Genomic DNA, 18,222 nt, shown 5'->3' with positions numbered 1-18,222 from the left:
AGGCGGCCTCAAACCTTATGGAAGCACAATGAAAAAAACCATTCTTTCTCTTACTCTCCTCATCAGCGCTCCGGCTTTGTGGGCATTTTCCCCTGCCGAATTGGCACAAACCCTGCAAAAACCGCAAAACGTGCAAGGCAATTTTGTCCAACAACGCCAGCTCAAATCCCTCAGCAAACCCATGACCACCAGCGGCAGCTTTACCCTTGTCCCACAAAAAGGCCTGCTCTGGAAAATGCAAAAACCATTTGAAACTACTCTGCGCGTTCGTTCAGACGGCATCATGCAGTGGAACGGCAGCCAATGGGTCAACCCAAATGCCAGCAAACTCAACGGCCAAAGCCGCCAAATCAAACTCTTCCTCGACCTTTTGGGCGGCAATACCCAAGGCTTGGAAAAACAATTTGATTTGAAATTAAACGGCAACGAGAAAAAATGGACGTTGACCTTAACTCCGAAAACCGCCATTACCCGCCAAATCTTCAACCGTATCGAAATCAACGGCGATACGCTGGTACGAAAAATCGAATTGGACGAAAAGCAAGGCGACAAAACCATCATGCAGTTCAACCAAATCCAAACCGATAAAGCTCTGGACAGCTTCAGCCGTACCGCCCTCTAAATTGTCTATTCCAACAAAAGGCCGTCTGAAAATAGATTTCAGACGGCCTTTTATATTAATCGGCTGAAGGCTGCTGCCCTTTTCTTTCCGCCTTTCTGGCTTCGCGAATGGCTTTGAGTTCGGCCTCTTTCTGTCTGGCTTTTTTCAGCCAAGTTTCCCATTGGTTTGGCGTTTCCAGCGTGATTCTGCCGATTTTTCCTTCACGGAAATCAGTCAGGATATTTTCAGCGGCCTTTTGGTAGTTGACCCGTCCTCCGCTCAAAACCGCACCGCGTTTTTTGGCAATCCACTCCAACCAAGAAGTGTCGTCCCAATGACTGCTTGGATCTTTGTCGGCTTGATAGCGCTCTTGCAACAGAGCCAGATAATGGCGGCGGAGGTAATCCAAAAGCTCAAGCGCCACTTCTTCTTCGTCCAGAGCGTTACGCCCGACTGCACCGCCGGCCGCAAGGTTGTAGCCGCCCTCTTCGACGATAATTTTTGGCCACAACATACCAGGTGTATCGTAAAGCCAGAAATCGTCGGCAAGGAAAAGGCGCTGTTCGGCTTTGGTAATACCGGGTTCATTACCGGTTTTGGCAGATTTTTTGCCGATCATGCCGTTAATCAAGGTGGATTTGCCGACATTGGGAATACCGCAAATCAGAACACGCAACGGCTTCTCGATACCTTGGCGATGAGGAATCATCGCGCGGCAGGCTTGGGTAATTTTGCCATGAGCGCCGGTTTCGGAAGAATCAAGCGCAATGGCGCGGGTATCTTGGCGGCTGTTGTAGTGTTCAAGCCAAACTTTGGTGCGCTCGGGATCGGCAAGATCTTGCTTGTTTAAGATTTTGAGTTTGGGCTTGCCTTTGGACAACTGGGCAAGCAATGGGTTTTCGCTGGAAGCAGGCATACGCGCGTCCAACATCTCAATCACCATATCAACGCTTTTAATGCGTTCGGCAATGGCTTTTTTTGCCTTGTTCATGTGGCCGGGAAACCATTGGATAGCCATGTCTTTTTATTCTTTCTATTCGTATCTGAGGCCGTCTGAAAAATCATTGTTTTTCAGACGGCCTCGGTATTGGGATAATCGGTCAATCAGGATTTAGAGGTTGCCATGCTCGTAGCTGTAGTAACCTGCTTCATCCATACATTGCTCAAACGTTTTGGATGTATTGCCACGTTTGGTTCCATTTTGAACTTGTGATTTGCAGGTATTGATTTGGCGGGAAACCTCAGCTTCGCTCGCGCCGGTGCGGTGCCAACGGTAAGCTGTTACAGGCTCTGTTGCGCAGGCGGTCAAGATAAGCAGGGATAATGCGGTCAGACTGATTTTTTTCATGGTTTCTTCCTTTGAGGCCGTCTGAAACGGCAAATTAGCGTCCTGCCAAGCTTTGTGCCTGACGGTGGCGGACAAGGAGTTCGTAACGGCCTTTGAGGCGCTCGGCCAGTTTTTCTACAACATAAACGGAGCGGTGCTGACCGCCGGTACAACCGATGGCAATCGTTACATAACTGCGGCTCTCTTGTTGCAGGCGCGGCAACCAGCGGCTAATAAAATGGTCGATGTCATCAACCATTTCTTGAACCAACGGCTGCTGGCCCAAATAATCTTGAATAGGCTTATCCATGCCGGTAAAGGGGCGTAATTCCGGATCGTAATACGGATTGGGCAGGCTGCGCATATCAAACATAAAGTCGGCATTGTTGGGGACGCCGTATTTGAAACCAAAGGATTCAAGAATGACCAGCAAACCGACACGTTCAATATTGAGCCATTGTTGCACAGCATAACGCAGCTGCTGTGCGTTCATTTTGGACGTATCGATGCAATATGCGATGTCTCTAAGCGGGAAGAGCCATTCGCGTTCTTTTTGCAGGCTTTCCAACAAAGTCAGATTATGGCCGGACAAAGGGTGTCCGCGGCGGGTTTCTGAGAAGCGGCGAACCAACACACCCTCTTCCGCTTCAATAAAGAGGACTTCGACTTGATGCCCTTCATGACGCAAATATTGGATTTGCTCTTGCGCTTCCTGAATATTGATACCGGAACGGATATCAACGCTGACACCAAGCTGGGTTTCTTCGCCGCGTTCAATATGGTACAACACCAGCGAAGGCAACATTTCCAAAGGCAGATTATCAACGCAATAAAAGCCTGAATCTTCGAGTTGTTTGAGGGCTACGGATTTTCCTGAGCCGGATAAGCCGCTAATCAGGACGATTTTCATGGTTTTGTTCGTTTTCTTTGAGTTGTGTTTGATGGCGTTCGAGGAATTCTTTGGTGCTGTCTTTACCGCGCAATTGAAGGATGTAATTGCGCACTGCAGCTTCAACCAATACTGCTAAGTTTCGACCGATTGCAACAGGCAGGGTAACGGAACGGACGCTGACGTTGAGGATAGATTCTGTTTCGGTACGGATGCTCAATCGATCGAGTTGTTTCATGTATCCGTCGTCGGCCGGAACCAAATTAATAATCAGCTGGAGGATTTTTTTCGGACGGATGGAGGTTTCGCCAAAAATATGGCGGATATTGAGTATGCCCAAGCCGCGTACTTCGAGGAAATCACGCAGCATAGGCGGACAACGGCCTTCCAGCATTTCCGGGCCGGTACGGAAAAGTTCGACCGCATCATCGGCAATCAGGCTGTGGCCGCGCGAAATCAGCTCCAATGCCAATTCGCTCTTACCCAAGCCGGATTGTCCGGTAATGAGTACGCCCACTTCAAATACATCCAAAAATACGCCGTGCTTGATGGTGGAAGTCGCCAATGTGCGTTGCAGATAAATCCGCAAAACGTCCATCAAGTGCGGGCTTTCCTGTTTGGATGTCAGCAGGGGGATACTGTTGGTATGGCAATAATCGCGCAATTTGGGTGAAACCGGCAAGCCGTTGGCGACGATAACCAAAGACATGGGAATATCGAAAAGCTCGCCGAAATCGTAGTTGAGCTCGCCTGTTTCCAAGCGGCGCAAATATTCGGCTTCAGCTACGCCGACAACTTGAATTTGGTTAGGATGGATAAAGTTTAAGTGGCCGACCAAGGCCAAGACGGGTTTATCGGCTTCGACACCGATACGGTTGTCCGCGCCGGAATTACCGGCAGCCCAAGCGAGTTCGAGTTTGTGCTGATTGTCGGAAAACAGGCGGCGGACGGATATGCTGGGCATGAATTACTCTTCGCTCAGGAGTGTGCGTACTTCTTCGGCGGAAGTAGCGGCCATCAACGCTTCACGGATAGCTTTTTGAGAGAATCTGCCGGCCAGTTTGGACAAGACTTCCAAATGTTCGCCGGTAGCGTTTTCAGGCACAAGCAGGATGAAAATCAGGGAAACGGGTTTGCCGTCGGGCGCATCAAAGGCAACCGGCTCTTTGGTGCGGATAAATGCACCGGTGGCTTTTTTCACGCATGCGTGACGGCCATGAGGAATCGCCACCCCCTGCCCCAAACCGGTCGAACCGAGCTTTTCACGGGCAAACAGGCAGTCAAACACGTTGGCATTCGGTAATTCTGCTTCATTCTCCAGCAGCTGTGCAGCCTCTTCAAACAGACGCTTTTTGCTGCTGACTTCCAAATCCAAAACGATATGGGACAAAGGTAAAATTTCGCCGATCAGGCTCATGTGTATCTCTTTTAAATGTCGCAAAACAATGGGATTGTACCGATTGTCGGTGCAAATCTCAATCCTGAAGGCGTAATTTACACTCGCCCTGCTAACATTTTCCATGTTGTTTTTGATATTTTTTAACAAGCTAAAAATAATCCAACTGTTTGCTTATATTGAATTTAAAGTAAAAATCCTATGACTGGCCAAACTATGATTCAAATGAAAAAGGGCATGTCCGGCATACCCCTTTTCCCTTTCTTTTCAGACGGCCTCAACCTAGTTTTTTTAAAACAGTTTGGAAACCAAAAACAACCAGAAATAATGGCAGACCAATCCGCAAAACCACGCCAAACCGATGCGGTTGTTGGCCAAAAACGTTTGAAAGCACAACTGGCGGTCGCGCGTACGGATGGCGGCATACTGCTGATACTGCCAATAAACGGTTACCGGCAATACCAGCCAATAAGGCCAAGTTGCACCGATTTTGATACCCAGTACCGCCATCAATACCGTAAACCAAAAATGGCAAAGCATGGTTGCGCTAATGTCGTGATGGCCAAATGTGATTGCCGAAGTTTTAATGCCGATTTTCAAATCATCTTCTTTATCCGCCATGGCATAAATCGTGTCGTAAGCCAGCGTCCATAAGGCATTAGCGGTAAACATCAGCCATGCTTCGGGAGGCACTCGGCCTTGCACGGCGGCAAAGGCCATGGGAATGCCGAACGAAAATGCCAGTCCTAAATAAAACTGCGGCAACGGGAAAAAGCGTTTGGTAAAGGGATATGTGACGGCCAGGAACAAGGCCGGAAGGCTCATCAGCCAAGTAAAACGATTGAGCGGTACCAAGCATAAAGCCGCCATCAGACACAGCATGACGGTCAAAAGCAGCGCTTCGGTTTTGGAAACCAAACCTTTGGCAAACGGGCGGTTTTTGGTGCGCTCTACTGCGCCGTCAAAATTGCGGTCGGCAAAGTCATTCACGACGCAACCTGCGCTGCGCATCAAAAATGTGCCTGCGCTAAAGGCAATAAAAATATCCGCGTCGGGAACGCCTTTAGACGCAATCCACAATGCCCAATAAGTCGGCCACAGCAAAAGCAGTGTGCCAATGGGTTTGTCGACGCGCATCAGCTTGGCGTATATCACCATCCGTCCGACAGCGTAACGCGGTAGAAATTGTAGAAAAAAGCGCCTTATGTTCATTGATGTAATGTGTCGTTGTTTATGTGTCGATTCGGAAGGAAAGGTTTTTTAGAGCCTTAGCTCTTATTATAATTTATTGCCGTCTGAAATCAAACAGATCTTAACAATTTAATTTATTGTATTATAACAGAATTATGACAAACATCGGTAATCGGTTTTATTTTCAGACGGCCTTAGCGGTATAAATCTATTAATTTCAATAAGAAATATTCTGTTAATTCCAATGTTTCGCCATTCCAATCGAAATACGAACGGCGCGCGGTAACAGGCCGTCTGAAAGACGGATGGTCGGAATCTTCAAAACGAAAAAACTCAAAATCCGAACGTTTCAACGGCAATGTACCGTCAAACAGGCGCTCACCCAGAGGCTGCGTTCCGCAATCCAATAATTCTATCCATAGACGGCTATCCGGTCGGCACGCGCTTCTGGCTTGTATTACTGTTTCGCCGTCCAGTTTGAGCAAAACATCGCGCACAAAAATTTCATCGCTATTGTCCGCACCCTTCGTCAAACCCAAATACACGGGCTCGACTGAAAAATCCTTACCAGAAGCGCGTAACGCAGCGGTTAGCGAAGAAACGGTCAGCAAATGTCCGGCCTTAGATGGTAAAAGACTTGAAGCTTCGGCATATGAACAAAGTGTGCCACGCGGTATATCAAACGCCATTTACCACCTCTGTTTTGGCCAACTCCTGCCATTTGGCTTCAGGAAACTCATCTTTCAGACGGCCTTTAAGATATTCCAAGGTATCGCCGGCAACGGTTTCATCTTTGCTGTCGTGAATATGGTTGAAAATCAGGCTGTGCAACTGGATGCTGTATTGTTTGAGTGCGGCGAAGCTGAGCAGGGTATGGTTGATACTACCGAGCCGTCCGCTGGTAACGAGGATGACGGGATAAGCCTGTTGCTTAATATAATCAATGGTCAACAAATCTTCCGTCAACGGAACCATCAATCCGCCCGCACCTTCGACCAAGACGATTTCGTATTGCGCCGCCAATTCTTGCGTGGCGGTACGGATTTTCTCCAAGTCCAAAGTCCTGCCGTCCAGACGGGCGGCGAGATGAGGCGAAGCGGGATAGCTGAAGATTTCAGGCATGGTCAGCCCTTGTTTGTCGGCCTCCTGCATGGGTATGCCCATGATTTTGCGGTGGACAGCGATGTCGTTGGCGATGTCTTGGCAACCGGTTTGCACAGGCTTTTGCGTAATCACGCTTTTGCCCTGCTGCAACAATTGTTTTGCCAATACGCCGGTGGCGACGGTTTTGCCGATGTCCGTATCAATGCCGCTGACGAAGTAAACGCCTTTCATTTGTTGTGTTCCTTCAAAATGTGTACGGTTTTATCGGCAAGTTCGGTCAAGAGGCCATCTGAAATAATATACGGCGGCATCAAATACACCAGCCTGCCGAAGGGGCGCACCCAAATCCCCTGCGCCACGCAATCCGCTTGAAAACGCGCCATATCCACGCCTTTTTCCAGCTCAATCACTCCGATGGCACCCAAAACGCGCACATCTTTCACGCCGCGAATATCCCATGCAGCTTTCAGACGACCTTTCAGGATGCTTTCGATGCGGCGGATATTTGCCTGCCAATCTTGGGACAAAAGCAACTTGACCGAAGCGCAGGCAACGGCACACGCCAGCGGGTTCGCCATAAACGTCGGTCCGTGCATGAACACGCCCGCTTCGCCGCGCGAAATCGTTTCGGTGACTTTTTGCGAAGTGATTGCCGCCGCCAACGTCATATAGCCGCCGCTCAAACCCTTGCCGATACACATAATATCCGGTACGACGTCCGCGTGTTCGCAGGCAAACATCTTGCCCGTGCGCCCGAATCCGGTGGCAATTTCGTCAAAAATCAACACGATATCAAATTCGTCGCACAAATTGCGCAATCCGCGAAGATACTGCGGATGATAAAAATACATACCGCCCGCGCCCTGCACGACCGGCTCTAAAATAAAGGCGGCGATATCCGCATGATGCGCTTCAAACAAGGCGCGGACATGCTGCAAATCTGCCTCGTCCCATTCATCGTCGAAACGGCTTTTCAGATTATCGACAAAATAACGCTGCGGCAGAGCACTGCCGAAAATATAATGCATCCCCGTTTCCGGATCGCAAACGGACATCGCGTTCCAAGTATCGCCGTGATACCCGCGCCGCACCGTCGCAATATTCTGCTTCGCCGTCAAACCCCGCGCCTGCTGGTACTGCACTGCCATTTTCAACGCAACTTCCACCGAAACCGAACCCGAATCCGCATAAAAAATACGGTCCAGCCCCTGCGGCAAAATCCCGACCAACAACTTGCCCAGTTCCACCGCCGGCTCGTGCGTCAAACCGCCGAACATCACATGCGACATCTGCTTAATCTGCGCCTCAACCGCCTGATTCAAAACGGGATGATTGTAGCCGTGTATCGCACACCACCAAGACGACATCCCGTCAATCAGCCGCGTTCCGTCCGCCAATTCGATGTGCACGCCCTCCGCTCGGCGCACCGGATAAACAGGCAACGGATCGGTCATGGATGTATAGGGATGGAGCAGATGGGCGCGGTCGAAATCGAGTAGGGAGGAATGTTCAGACATGTTTAAAACAATGGTTTGATTAGTTTCATTATTATATAACATATTTCCTATTTCAGACGGCACGTCTTCCGTACTGCATCAACGCCAATCCGCCTACTGCCGCCAAACAGCCGGCAACCAAGGAAACATGCAATGCCTCGCCCAAAAACCAAGCGGAACACAAAATACCGAATACCGGCACCAAAGTGATGTACGCCGCCGCGCTGCCCGCACCCAAAGTCTTTACGCCTTCAAAATACCACGCATAGCTCAAAACCGTTGCACCGACAGACAGGCCAATCAAAGCAAACCAGCCCCTGCCGTCCATTTCGGCAAGCATACCAAACGGCAGGCCGTCTGAAATCAGCGCAGGCGGCAGCAACATCATTGCACCCAGCCAAGCAGTAGCCACGGTAACCGTCAGCGCATCAATCCCCTGCAACACCGCCCGGCCTATCATCGTATAAGTGACCAAGCAGCAAAGGCTGAAAAATACCAGCACTTCGCCCCATCCTACGCCACCGCCCGACAAAAATGCCGCAATCTCGCCATGTGTGACCGCCCATATCGAGCCTGCCACTGCCAACAACATACCCGACACAATCTTGCCGTTGAGCTTCTCGCCAAATAGCAAAGCCGCAAAAAACATCGTCAATACAGGATTGAACGTGACCAACACCGTCGCCCTTGAAGCAGGAAGCCGCTGCAAACCCAGCATAGACAACACAGTAAAACCAAATACGCCGAATGCCGCCGCCAGTACCAACCCAAGCCATTGTTTGCGCGACAAAACCGCCAAAGTACGCAACCGATACCGTGCAAACAGCCAACCCAAAAGCAAGATTGCCGCCGTTAAAAAGCGCAGCATACCGCCCGTTAAAGGCGGCAGCGCCTGTCCCAGCATCCGCCCCATCGGCCAAGATGCGCCCCAAAACGCCGCCATGCCCAATAATTTTAGATGAATTGCTAAATGTTTCATGGTGATGGATAACTTGAATAAATCGGTTTAGAAATCGTACACACGCAGTTTGGAAGGATAAATTTCCTTAGCCGCCGATACTTGATAGAGTTTGCGCGGATAAAATACTACGCTGAATCATTCAGGAAACAAAGGCCGTCTGAAAGACTGAAACCCAGCTTTTTCAGACGGCCTTTACTGCTCAATCAATAAGGCTTACAACTCAATGCCTTTAAGTTTCGCCACGGTATTAATGTCTTTATCGCCGCGACCGGACAGGTTGACCAGAATCACTTGGTCTTTGCCCATTTTCGGCGCATTGGCGACTGCCCAAGCAACGGCATGGCTAGATTCCAGCGCAGGAATAATACCCTCGAAACGGCAGAGCAAGTCAAAGGCTTCGAGTGCTTCGTCGTCTTTGGCTACGGTGTATTCTACGCGATTGATGTCGTTCAAATGGCTGTGTTCCGGGCCGATGCCTGGGTAGTCCAAGCCTGCAGAAACGGAGTGCGTACCCAAGACTTGACCGTTTTCGTCCTGCATCAAATAGCTGCGGAAACCGTGCAATACGCCGATAGGGGCTTTGCTGGTAATCGGTGCGGCGTGGTCTGGCGTATCCACACCCAAACCGCCGGCTTCTACGCCGACCAAACGCACGTTTTCTTCTTCGATATAGGGATGGAACAAACCGATGGCGTTCGAACCGCCGCCCACACAGGCAACGGCAACGTCAGGTTGGCGGCCGATGGCTTCCAACATTTGTTCTTTGGCTTCATTGCCGATCACGCATTGGAAATCGCGTACCATTTCGGGATACGGCACAGGGCCTGCGGCAGTGCCGATGATGTAGAACGTGTCGTCCACGCGCGCCACCCATTCGCGCATGGCTTCGTTCATCGCGTCTTTCAAAGTACGGCTGCCGCTGTCAACGCTGACCACGTTCGCACCCAATAATTTCATGCGGAAAACATTCGGCATTTGACGTTGGATATCGTCCGCGCCCATGTACACGTCACAAGTCATGCCGAAGCGTGCAGCAACGGTGGCAGAAGCTACGCCGTGCTGACCCGCGCCGGTTTCGGCAATCACACGTTTTTTGCCCATGCGGCGGGCAAGCAGAGCCTGACCGATGGTGTTGTTGACTTTGTGCGCGCCAGTGTGGTTCAAATCTTCACGCTTCAGCCAGATTTGTGCGCCGCCCAAATGCTCGGATAATCGCGCGGCATGATAAACAGGGCTGGGACGGCCGACATAGTGTTTCAAATCATGGCGGAACTCTTCCCAAAATGAAGGATCTTCTTTCGCTGCTTTATAGGCTTCTGCCAATTCTTGCAAAGCAGGAATCAGGGTTTCGGAAACGTACAGGCCGCCGTGTTCGCCGAAAAAGCCGTTCTCGTCGGGAGCGTGATAATTTTTCATGGGATTTTTCCTTGTTCGTTTTATGGTTTCAGACGACCTGATTCAGTACAAGGCCGTCTGAAAGTAAAAATTGTCAGCAATTATAGCCGTTTTCCATTCATCTTGTCGGCAACTAATTGAATAATAATATCAGCAGACAAAATAGGAACAACAGCGTACAGCTCGATGTTGCAACCAATGCCGTACCTAACGGCGGCGCGATATGTTTTTCTTCGTTTTTGTTTCTTAGGCATATTTTCAATGCCAACATCCCCAGCCACAGCGCCAGCAACCACCAACCCAAAAAGTTAAGCACAAGCAAAGCAATAATCAACTCATTGGTATTTATAGTGCTTACGTTCAAAAATATCCAATTAAGGCCGTTAACAGACATAATGACTGCAGATATTTGTATCACATACAAAAGCGTTCCTCCCAACAATACCTTGATATGCCATTGTTTAGCCTTCAGCCACACTGAGACGACATTAAAAAGCCACCACAACGCCATAAACGTCATTAAAGAGATTTCATAACGGTCCATCGCTCTACTCCTGAAAAACAGTCAAACCAGCCATTTCAAAAAAAGCCCGATACGCCGCCGCTTTTTTCGCCAAACTCAAAGGATAGGCACGCGAAGTCGAAGGCAGGCGCGTCAGGGTCAACTCACGTCCAGCATAGTGAAACGGCACTGTTTCGCTGGTCTTCGGCATTTTCATGCCGCTGCCTTGAATCTCCAACAAAACTTCGGTTGCCTTGCCGCCGGTGGTGCAAAGATGGCGGCACTCGGGCATTTGCGCCAATACTGCCGCCAAATCGACGGTTTCTATCACTTTTAAAAACTTATCCGAAGCATTGCCATGTTCGCGTATCGCTTTCAACACGGTCGGACAGGATGCAATCCCCTTCTCACTTAAAAACGCTTTGATTTTATCGGCATCAAACGCCTTTTCGCCCTGCTTTTGAAAATGCGCCGCATCGCCGAAAAACACCAGCCCGTACACGCGCCACATATCGTTTTGAAAATTCGGATAATGAAACTGCATCGCGTGTTTTTCTTCTTTAGGCGGAAACGTCCCCATCATCATGACCGTTGCCTGCAGCGGCAACAAGGCTGCGAATGGGTGGGATTCAACGATTGGCTCTTGCATATATGTATTCCGGTTTCTTTGAATTCAAACAAAATTTCAGACGGCCTTTACTGCTTGAATAAACACCGCCATTTTCTCCCTGCTCTTAATCCCTCCGGAGATTTCCACGCCGCCGGACACGTCCACCGCTGTTGCGCCGCTGATTTTTACCGCTTCGGCAACGTTTTCCGCAGTCAATCCGCCGGAAAGTATCCACGGTTTGCCGATATTGCCGTGCAACATGGTCCAGTCGAAACTTTGTCCCGTACCGCCGTATTCAGTCGGATGATAGGCATCAAACAGCAAGGCTCGGGCATTCGGAAATTTGGCACAGGCCGTCTGAATATCGGCTGCGGACTGTACACGCACGGCCTTCAAATACGGACGGTCAAACCGACGGCAAAAATCATCGTCTTCATCGCCGTGAAACTGAATCACATCTATCGGCACTTGACGCAAAATCTCGCGAATGGTTTGCTCGTTTTCATTCACAAACAAGGCCACTACCGATACAAACGGCGGCAGATTTTTCACAACCGCCCGCGCCTGCTCAATACTCACTGCCCGTTTACTCTTGGCGTAAAACACCAGCCCGATGGCATCCGCGCCCAATTCGGCCGCAGCCAGCGCGTCTTCAGGTCGGGTAATACCGCAAATTTTGGTGCGTATGGTGTTCATGGGGATTGCCTTTTTAAACAGATGGGTCGGATATTATATAAGTTTAAGGCCGTCTGAACATGAAATATCAGGTTCAGACGGCCTTAAACTTTAAAACAACCATCAGCCGATAATATTGGCGGCTGTCAGCTGCGCAGCATCTTCATTGTAGAAACGTGCGAACTCTGTGCTGCTTTCAGCTCCCGCGCCCCGATACGCCAAGTTTTTTTGAGCGCTATTGAACACAAGATACGAGCGGTCGGGGCTGAATGTATCCACATCGCGGACAAACAAATCCGCCCAGCTAACCTGGCTTTCTTTCTCATTGAGCAGCGGACGCATGGCGCTCAAATCCAACTTATCTTTGACCGGATTGAAATCCAGCAAGTGATCCAGTTTGCCCTCGCGAACATCCCATGCAGTAAATGCCACCGTATCCCTGCCCTCGCCGGTAACAATGGTATCGCCACCCAGACCGCCTGCCAGATAATCATTGCCATCACTGCCTTTCAATACATCGTCAGCCGCACTGCCATGCAAGGCCGCTACGCCTTTGCTGTCTCCACTGATGCTGATCGACCAATCAAAGCCGTTTTTGCCTAAGTCAATTTCCTTGCCGTTTGCCGCATACGCCATCTTATCGCCCTGCTGGTGCGCCGTCATTTCCACACCTTTGAGTGACAGGACGTTACCGGCCGCATCCTCTGTCTGAACCACGGCAAGCATGGGCCGGTCATCGGTATAAATAGTAGATGTACCGGTTGCGTATGGCGTTTCTTGGGCATCATTACTGCTGCTACCCCATTTGTTTTCAATGCCGTCTGAAAAACCGTCTTGGTCAGAATCCATCAAATAAAGATTGTCGTAATGCTTATCAATACGTTTACCTTGGGAGAAGTATTGTTCAAGTTTGGTATCAGACTCATAAAAGCTGGTCATATTGTGTTTGCCCCATACATCGCCGCTTTTGAAATCTAAAACCTTGGCTTTCGGATATCTGCCCAATCCTTTATGAACTTGGGACGCGGCAGCACCTACAAGTGCACCTGCAGCTCCTGCCGCAAGGCTCGCTCCACCAGTCGCTAATGCCAATAATATACCAATACCCGCACCTGTTTTGCCTGAAAAACCATCTCCAACCCATTCGCCTTTGATTACATACGAATTGGTTTCATACAGAGGGCGTGCCTGTGTTGTATCCGAGTTGTCCGTGATACGTGTTTCCGCCATTTTATCGGCCATATCCCGTGCTTGTTTTAAGGCTTCAGGCGAGGCTTTGTCCACATTCAAAACAGCCGGATTAAACAGACTACTGCGTTTGAAATCACTTGCCCAATCATTACGCTGTTGCATGGTATGTGCGGCAAAGTATTCTGCAAGATAGCCGCCCAACGAATGTCCGGTCGAATACACATTTTTGGCATGAAGCGTATCAATATAGCGTGCAATTTCATCCAAATATTTGGTTTGCTCCGGCAAATTACCGGTCACAATTTTCAAATCAGCCAAAACATCTTTAATGCTGGTAGCCTGCGTACCTCTAAACGCTACCACGACATTTTCCCAACCGCCCTTCTTGTTCGAATTGCCGAAAATCGCATAATCCAAACCGCCTCCCGGACTACCTGCCTTAAGCAATGTCCATTTCCCAACCAATTCAGATACATTGGCCTGATTGCTAAAATATTTGTCGTTAATATTCTTAGCAATAGAAGCATATTGCGTATTCCACCAATAATTGCCTTTAAATACAGTATGCAAAGCAGACGGAGATTCATAAGCCAATGAAGAGAACATCCGCAAATCGCGTTCAGAAACATTCCACTCCTGCGGATTGCGGTCAATAGCATCGACCAAACCGTCGCCATCACTGTCTTTGGTAAAGATAGAATGCTGCGCCTGTTTAGCACTGGGTCGGACAATATCATTGGCTCTTTTTTGAGTGGCAATATTTTCCCAATACTGCAAAGAGGCCGTCTGAAGATGCTGCACTCGTTCGGCGGCATGTGTGACGGCGTGACCATCTTTATAAAGCACACGCATGGTTACGCTGTCTTCGCTGGTATCGTGCTCGGGATATTTGAAGATTTCAGCAACATCCATTTCCTTATCCGCAAATTTATACTTGGATACAGATGAATAGGTCTTGTGTTGCTCTTTAAGGGTCAACGTTTCGCCTGTTTCACGAATCGTAAATACCCAATCTTTAAGGGCAGGATTACTAGCGCTTGGACGAGTAGTAAGACTGATATCCTTCATACTCAAACCTTCAAAATGAATGCTGTTATGACCCAGATTGTCTGAAATGACATCATGGCCGCTGCCACGGCGGAATACATAAGTATCGTCTCCGCTACCGCCTTCAAGCGTATCATTTCCTTCGCCGCCATCTAAATAATCATTACCGGCATCGCCGCGTAAAATATCGTTGCCGGTACCGCCGTAAAGTTTGTCGTCGCCATCACCCGCCAACAGCAAGTCATAACCTGCCTCTCCGCGAAGCACATCATTGCCGCGTCCTCCGATCAAACGGTTGTTGCCGCTGTTGCCGATTAAGACATTGTCGGAATGATTGCCGAAGCCGAAATAATTGCCGCTGCCGGTCAAGGTCAGGTTTTCGACATGAGTCGGCAAACGGTAAGTCATACCCGTGTAAACCGTATCAATGCCGCCATTGGCTTCTTCGATAACAACATCGTTTGGACTGTCTACATAATATGTATCGTTGCCATTGCCGCCGCGCATTACGTCTGCACCGATTCCGCCGTCTAAAACATCGTCGCCTTCGTTTCCTTCCAAATAATCGTTACCGTGATCGCCACGCAAAATATCGTTGCCGTCGCCACCATAAAGTTTGTCGTCATCATCGCCTGCCAGCAGCAAGTCATTACCCGCCCCACCGTAAAGTACATCATTACCACGGCCGGCACTCAAACGGTTGTTGCCGCTGTTGCCGATAAGGACGTTGTCGGAATTGTTGCCGAAACCAAAAATATTATCGTGGCCGGTCATCGTCAGGTTTTCAACATAATTCGGCAACGTATAAGTCGTATGGGTATAAACCGTATCCGTACCCTCGCCGTACCTTTCAACGATTTGGTCATTCCTGTTGTTCACAATAAAGGTATCGTTTCCTAAACCGCCGTAAAAAATATTGTGTCCCAAGCTGCCATACAGCACATCATCACGACGCGTACCGATAATCACTACGGACTCTTCGTTATTAGGTTGGTTTTGAGTTTCAGTCATTTCTTTTCCCTTTGTTAAATTTAATTTGAATGCGCAATAATGCGTTTAGATTATATAAGCAAGCTAAAAACAAGTGAATTTATTCAGCCAAACAGATTCAAAATGCTTATCAAATTAACAACAGTTATGAAATGACTTTGTAATTATTACCCTATTTTTAAACTGCCTATTTTTTCATCACAATTAATTTATTCTTTATTATCAAATATCAAACCAAACTATCCACAATTGGATTCACACAAAATTTGGATAATGCCCGTCAATGAAAAATATTAAGGCCGTCTGAAAAGTCTTTCAGACGGCCTTTTAGCCTTTTTACTCAAACGGTTTCTTCTGCCAATAAAACTTATCCTTTTTCAAACGGCCTTGAAATATATCGCCCTGTCCCAAAGCAAACACCAACGCGCCTGACAAATCCGTTCTCAACAAAGTAATACCATGCGCGCGGACACGATTTTGTACGGCAACGGTCGGATGTTTGTAGGCATTGGCATAGCCGCTGGATGCCACGGCATATTGCGGCGAAACCGTATGCAGAAAGCTGCCTGACGAAGCCGTGCTGCTGCCGTGATGTCCCAATACCAACACTTGGCTATACAGCGCATTGCCGTATTTCTCAATCAAACCGGCCTCGCCCTTCACGCCCAAATCGCCGGTTATTAACAAGGCTTTGCCGTTTGCTACGACACGCAATACGCAGCTTTGGTCGTTATCTTCCTTGCCCGTATTTTCAGACGGCCTGAGCAACTCGAAATCTACGCCGTCCCATCGCCATTTGTCTTCTTGGCAAAACTCTGCATTCGGATAAAACTCAGGTTGTCCGGCAAGCAATTTATCGGTACCGACAGCCGCTACACTTTGAAAACCGCCGTCATGATCAATATCATGGTGCGACAAAATCAAGCTGTCCAAACGGCGCACACCCATAGCATTCAAACTCGGTACAATACCTGTTTGCGCCACTTGCTCCGTTCCCGTATCAAACAAAAGATTGCGGTTACGCGTTTGTATCAACACCGACAAACCTTGTCCTGCATCCATCACCGTAACTCTTGCCACCCCCTCCTCCAGCTTGGCAGGACGGTAAAATACAAAACCCAATAAAACCAGACATGCCCAAGGTTTCAAGCCCATTCCTTTAGGCAGCAATAACAGTAAAGCCGCCATCATCGCCAACACGAGCAAAGGCACGGGCGCCGCTGCGACGGCAAATTCAGGCGATACTGTAGCCAGCCATACCAAACCGCGTAAAGTATATTCCGCCAAAAATGCCGCTACCAACTGGACAAGTTCGAACGGGAAAACAGAACCCAGCAAAGCCAACGGCGTCAACACCCAAGAAAACCAAGGAATAGCCAGCGCATTAACCAACGGACTGAGCAAAGGTAACGAAGCAAACAAATAGCCCAGCAATACCACCGACAATACAGTCGCTGCCCATTGTCCCCGTACAGCCAAACGCCAACCCAACTCTTTCAGACGGCCTGATGAAGCCCAAATCAAAGCAGCAACCAAGCCGAAAGACAACCAAGTTCCCACACCCAATACAGCCAACGGGTCCAACAACAAAACAACGGCCAAAGCCTGCCACCACGCCGTCCAGCCCGAGCCGCCACTTCCGCGCCACCATGCCCACGCAAACGCAGCCAACATCAACACACTGCGTTGCGTCGGTACGGAAAAACCTGCCAAAAGCGCATAAAACAAAGCCCCTGCAACACCGCCAGCCAATATCCACACACGCGGTTTCGCCGGAATCCACGGCAAATAACGGAAAATTCGCTTGATTAGCCAGGCAAACAATACCGCCACCATCGTCACATGCAAGCCCGAAATACTGACCAAGTGCGTCAGTCCCAAAGGCCGGAATGCCTGCCACAAAGGCGGCCGCAACGCCGATTGCTCACCAATACTCAAAGCACGCATCAGCCCTATGCCGTCTGAAAACTCAGCATACTTATTCGACGTTCCCTGCCAACTTTGGCTTACCGCATCACGCATATTAGCCAAACCGAAACCGCCGCCTTGCCGCACGAGTTTCCTGTCGCGCCCCAAAGTACCCATGCCATCGATACCATTGGCCAAAGCCCATGTTTCACGGTTCAAACCGCGCACATTTACCTCACCAATTACCAGCCTTACCCGCGCCGATACAGACCACCTGCTGCCCACCGCCCAATCGCGCCGCTGATAATCCGACAACATCAAATCAAAAGCCTGCCCACGCTCATCCCAAGCCCTTGCCGCAAACTGCACGCGCCGACCATCATCACGCGGCATATCAGCCACCTCAACCGTCAAAACTTTAGCCACCACCTCCCCTACAGGCCATTGACCGGCCAACACCAGCCCTGTCCGCCACACACCAAACGCCATGCCCATGCAGATGGCCAGCGCCAACCAAGCCACAGCAAATCTTCGACATAACGCAAGCGCGCCAATGATTACAGACAACCAAGCCCACCATGGCGGCACAAACGGCAACGCAAACGAAAGCACTACCCCAACCACCCAAGCAGGCAATACAAACCGCCACGCCATGAACATTTTCCCTTAAATTATGATTATTAGATATGTAATAATAAATGCTTTTAGTAGATTATGACAAATATTTGATTGCAGTATTTATGACCTGAATCCGTCCGATTTTGTCGTAGACGTAATGAAGGACGCCGCTTCTTTGGTCGGCGCTTTGAATCAGGTTGCCGGCTTTGTCATAAGCGTAGCGGCGGTTGACGGCACCGCCAGCCAGCGGGTTTTGTTTGCCGCGGGGTGTTGGTGTGCCGTTCTGGATGGTACGCTGGCTTTTCAGACGACCCATGGGGT

The 18,222-nt window shown here is 49.4% G+C and carries 17 protein-coding genes and 1 pseudogene; 1 reads left to right on the top strand and 17 read right to left on the bottom strand.

Going from position 1 to position 18,222, the window contains the following annotated elements; genetic code table 11:
* The first annotated feature begins 28 nt into the window (after positions 1-28).
* On the top strand, positions 29-622 hold the full coding sequence (locus HMPREF2560_RS05745) for a LolA family protein (protein ID WP_004520070.1): 594 nt from the start codon (positions 29-31) through the stop codon (positions 620-622).
* Positions 623-677: 55 nt separating this feature from the next.
* Here HMPREF2560_RS05745 and ylqF read toward each other — a convergent pair whose 3' ends face one another.
* The 17 genes and pseudogenes from ylqF to HMPREF2560_RS11440 form a co-directional block, all read right to left on the bottom strand.
* Complete coding sequence (gene ylqF, locus HMPREF2560_RS05740; protein WP_049322861.1) at positions 678-1,619, bottom strand: ribosome biogenesis GTPase YlqF; 942 nt, start codon at positions 1,617-1,619, stop codon at positions 678-680.
* Positions 1,620-1,712: 93 nt separating this feature from the next.
* Entirely contained in the window at positions 1,713-1,949 is a 237-nt protein-coding gene (locus tag HMPREF2560_RS05735; protein ID WP_003684875.1) for a lipoprotein, read from the bottom strand.
* Positions 1,950-1,983: 34 nt separating this feature from the next.
* Positions 1,984-2,838 (bottom strand): RNase adapter RapZ, encoded by an 855-nt coding sequence (rapZ, locus tag HMPREF2560_RS05730; protein WP_070608115.1) that lies wholly within the window; start codon positions 2,836-2,838, stop codon positions 1,984-1,986.
* The gene (gene hprK, locus HMPREF2560_RS05725) at positions 2,819-3,781 is read right to left on the bottom strand and encodes an HPr(Ser) kinase/phosphatase (RefSeq protein WP_036490342.1); all 963 of its coding nucleotides are present in this window, start codon (positions 3,779-3,781) and stop codon (positions 2,819-2,821) included. Before hprK ends, rapZ begins: the two co-directional genes overlap by 20 nt.
* Positions 3,782-3,784: 3 nt before the next feature.
* A complete protein-coding gene (gene ptsN / locus HMPREF2560_RS05720) occupies positions 3,785-4,234 on the bottom strand; it encodes a PTS IIA-like nitrogen regulatory protein PtsN (protein WP_070608114.1) in 450 nt (149 codons plus the stop codon).
* A 270-nt stretch (positions 4,235-4,504) separates the two neighbouring features.
* Positions 4,505-5,425: a 4-hydroxybenzoate octaprenyltransferase gene (gene ubiA / locus HMPREF2560_RS05715; RefSeq protein WP_070608113.1), complete on the bottom strand. Its 921-nt coding sequence runs from the start codon at positions 5,423-5,425 to the stop codon at positions 4,505-4,507.
* Positions 5,426-5,598: 173 nt separating this feature from the next.
* On the bottom strand, positions 5,599-6,093 hold the full coding sequence (locus HMPREF2560_RS05710) for a chorismate--pyruvate lyase family protein (RefSeq protein WP_070608112.1): 495 nt from the start codon (positions 6,091-6,093) through the stop codon (positions 5,599-5,601).
* Positions 6,083-6,739, bottom strand: coding sequence for a dethiobiotin synthase (gene bioD / locus HMPREF2560_RS05705; protein ID WP_070608111.1), 657 nt, complete (start codon positions 6,737-6,739; stop codon positions 6,083-6,085). The genes HMPREF2560_RS05710 and bioD overlap by 11 nt, the downstream gene beginning before the upstream one ends.
* Entirely contained in the window at positions 6,736-8,025 is a 1,290-nt protein-coding gene (gene bioA / locus HMPREF2560_RS05700) for an adenosylmethionine--8-amino-7-oxononanoate transaminase (RefSeq protein ID WP_070608356.1), read from the bottom strand. The genes bioD and bioA overlap by 4 nt, the downstream gene beginning before the upstream one ends.
* A 52-nt stretch (positions 8,026-8,077) precedes the next feature.
* On the bottom strand, positions 8,078-8,983 hold the full coding sequence (locus HMPREF2560_RS05695) for a DMT family transporter (RefSeq protein WP_070608110.1): 906 nt from the start codon (positions 8,981-8,983) through the stop codon (positions 8,078-8,080).
* Positions 8,984-9,178: 195 nt separating this feature from the next.
* Positions 9,179-10,381: a tryptophan synthase subunit beta gene (trpB, locus tag HMPREF2560_RS05690; protein ID WP_070608109.1), complete on the bottom strand. Its 1,203-nt coding sequence runs from the start codon at positions 10,379-10,381 to the stop codon at positions 9,179-9,181.
* Positions 10,382-10,493: 112 nt separating this feature from the next.
* The gene (locus HMPREF2560_RS05685) at positions 10,494-10,904 is read right to left on the bottom strand and encodes a hypothetical protein (protein WP_070608108.1); all 411 of its coding nucleotides are present in this window, start codon (positions 10,902-10,904) and stop codon (positions 10,494-10,496) included.
* Between the two features lie 4 nt (positions 10,905-10,908).
* Positions 10,909-11,511, bottom strand: a complete 603-nt coding sequence (locus HMPREF2560_RS05680; protein WP_070608107.1) for a uracil-DNA glycosylase family protein — start codon at positions 11,509-11,511, stop codon at positions 10,909-10,911.
* A 36-nt stretch (positions 11,512-11,547) separates the two neighbouring features.
* Positions 11,548-12,168 (bottom strand): phosphoribosylanthranilate isomerase, encoded by a 621-nt coding sequence (locus HMPREF2560_RS05675; protein WP_070608106.1) that lies wholly within the window; start codon positions 12,166-12,168, stop codon positions 11,548-11,550.
* 102 nt (positions 12,169-12,270) lie between these two features.
* On the bottom strand, positions 12,271-15,396 hold the full coding sequence (locus HMPREF2560_RS11445; protein ID WP_070608105.1) for a Tle-like phospholipase domain-containing protein: 3,126 nt from the start codon (positions 15,394-15,396) through the stop codon (positions 12,271-12,273).
* 315 nt (positions 15,397-15,711) lie between these two features.
* Complete coding sequence (locus HMPREF2560_RS05665) at positions 15,712-17,937, bottom strand: DNA internalization-related competence protein ComEC/Rec2 (protein WP_070608104.1); 2,226 nt, start codon at positions 17,935-17,937, stop codon at positions 15,712-15,714.
* 58 nt (positions 17,938-17,995) lie between these two features.
* Positions 17,996-18,222: pseudogene (locus HMPREF2560_RS11440) on the bottom strand (hypothetical protein); the annotation flags it as partial.

Source organism: Neisseria sp. HMSC078H04 (assembly GCF_001838135.1).
Taxonomy (GTDB): domain Bacteria; phylum Pseudomonadota; class Gammaproteobacteria; order Burkholderiales; family Neisseriaceae; genus Neisseria.
The sequence above is the reverse complement of the archived record's forward strand: the minus strand, read 5'-3'. Positions and strand labels throughout refer to the sequence as shown.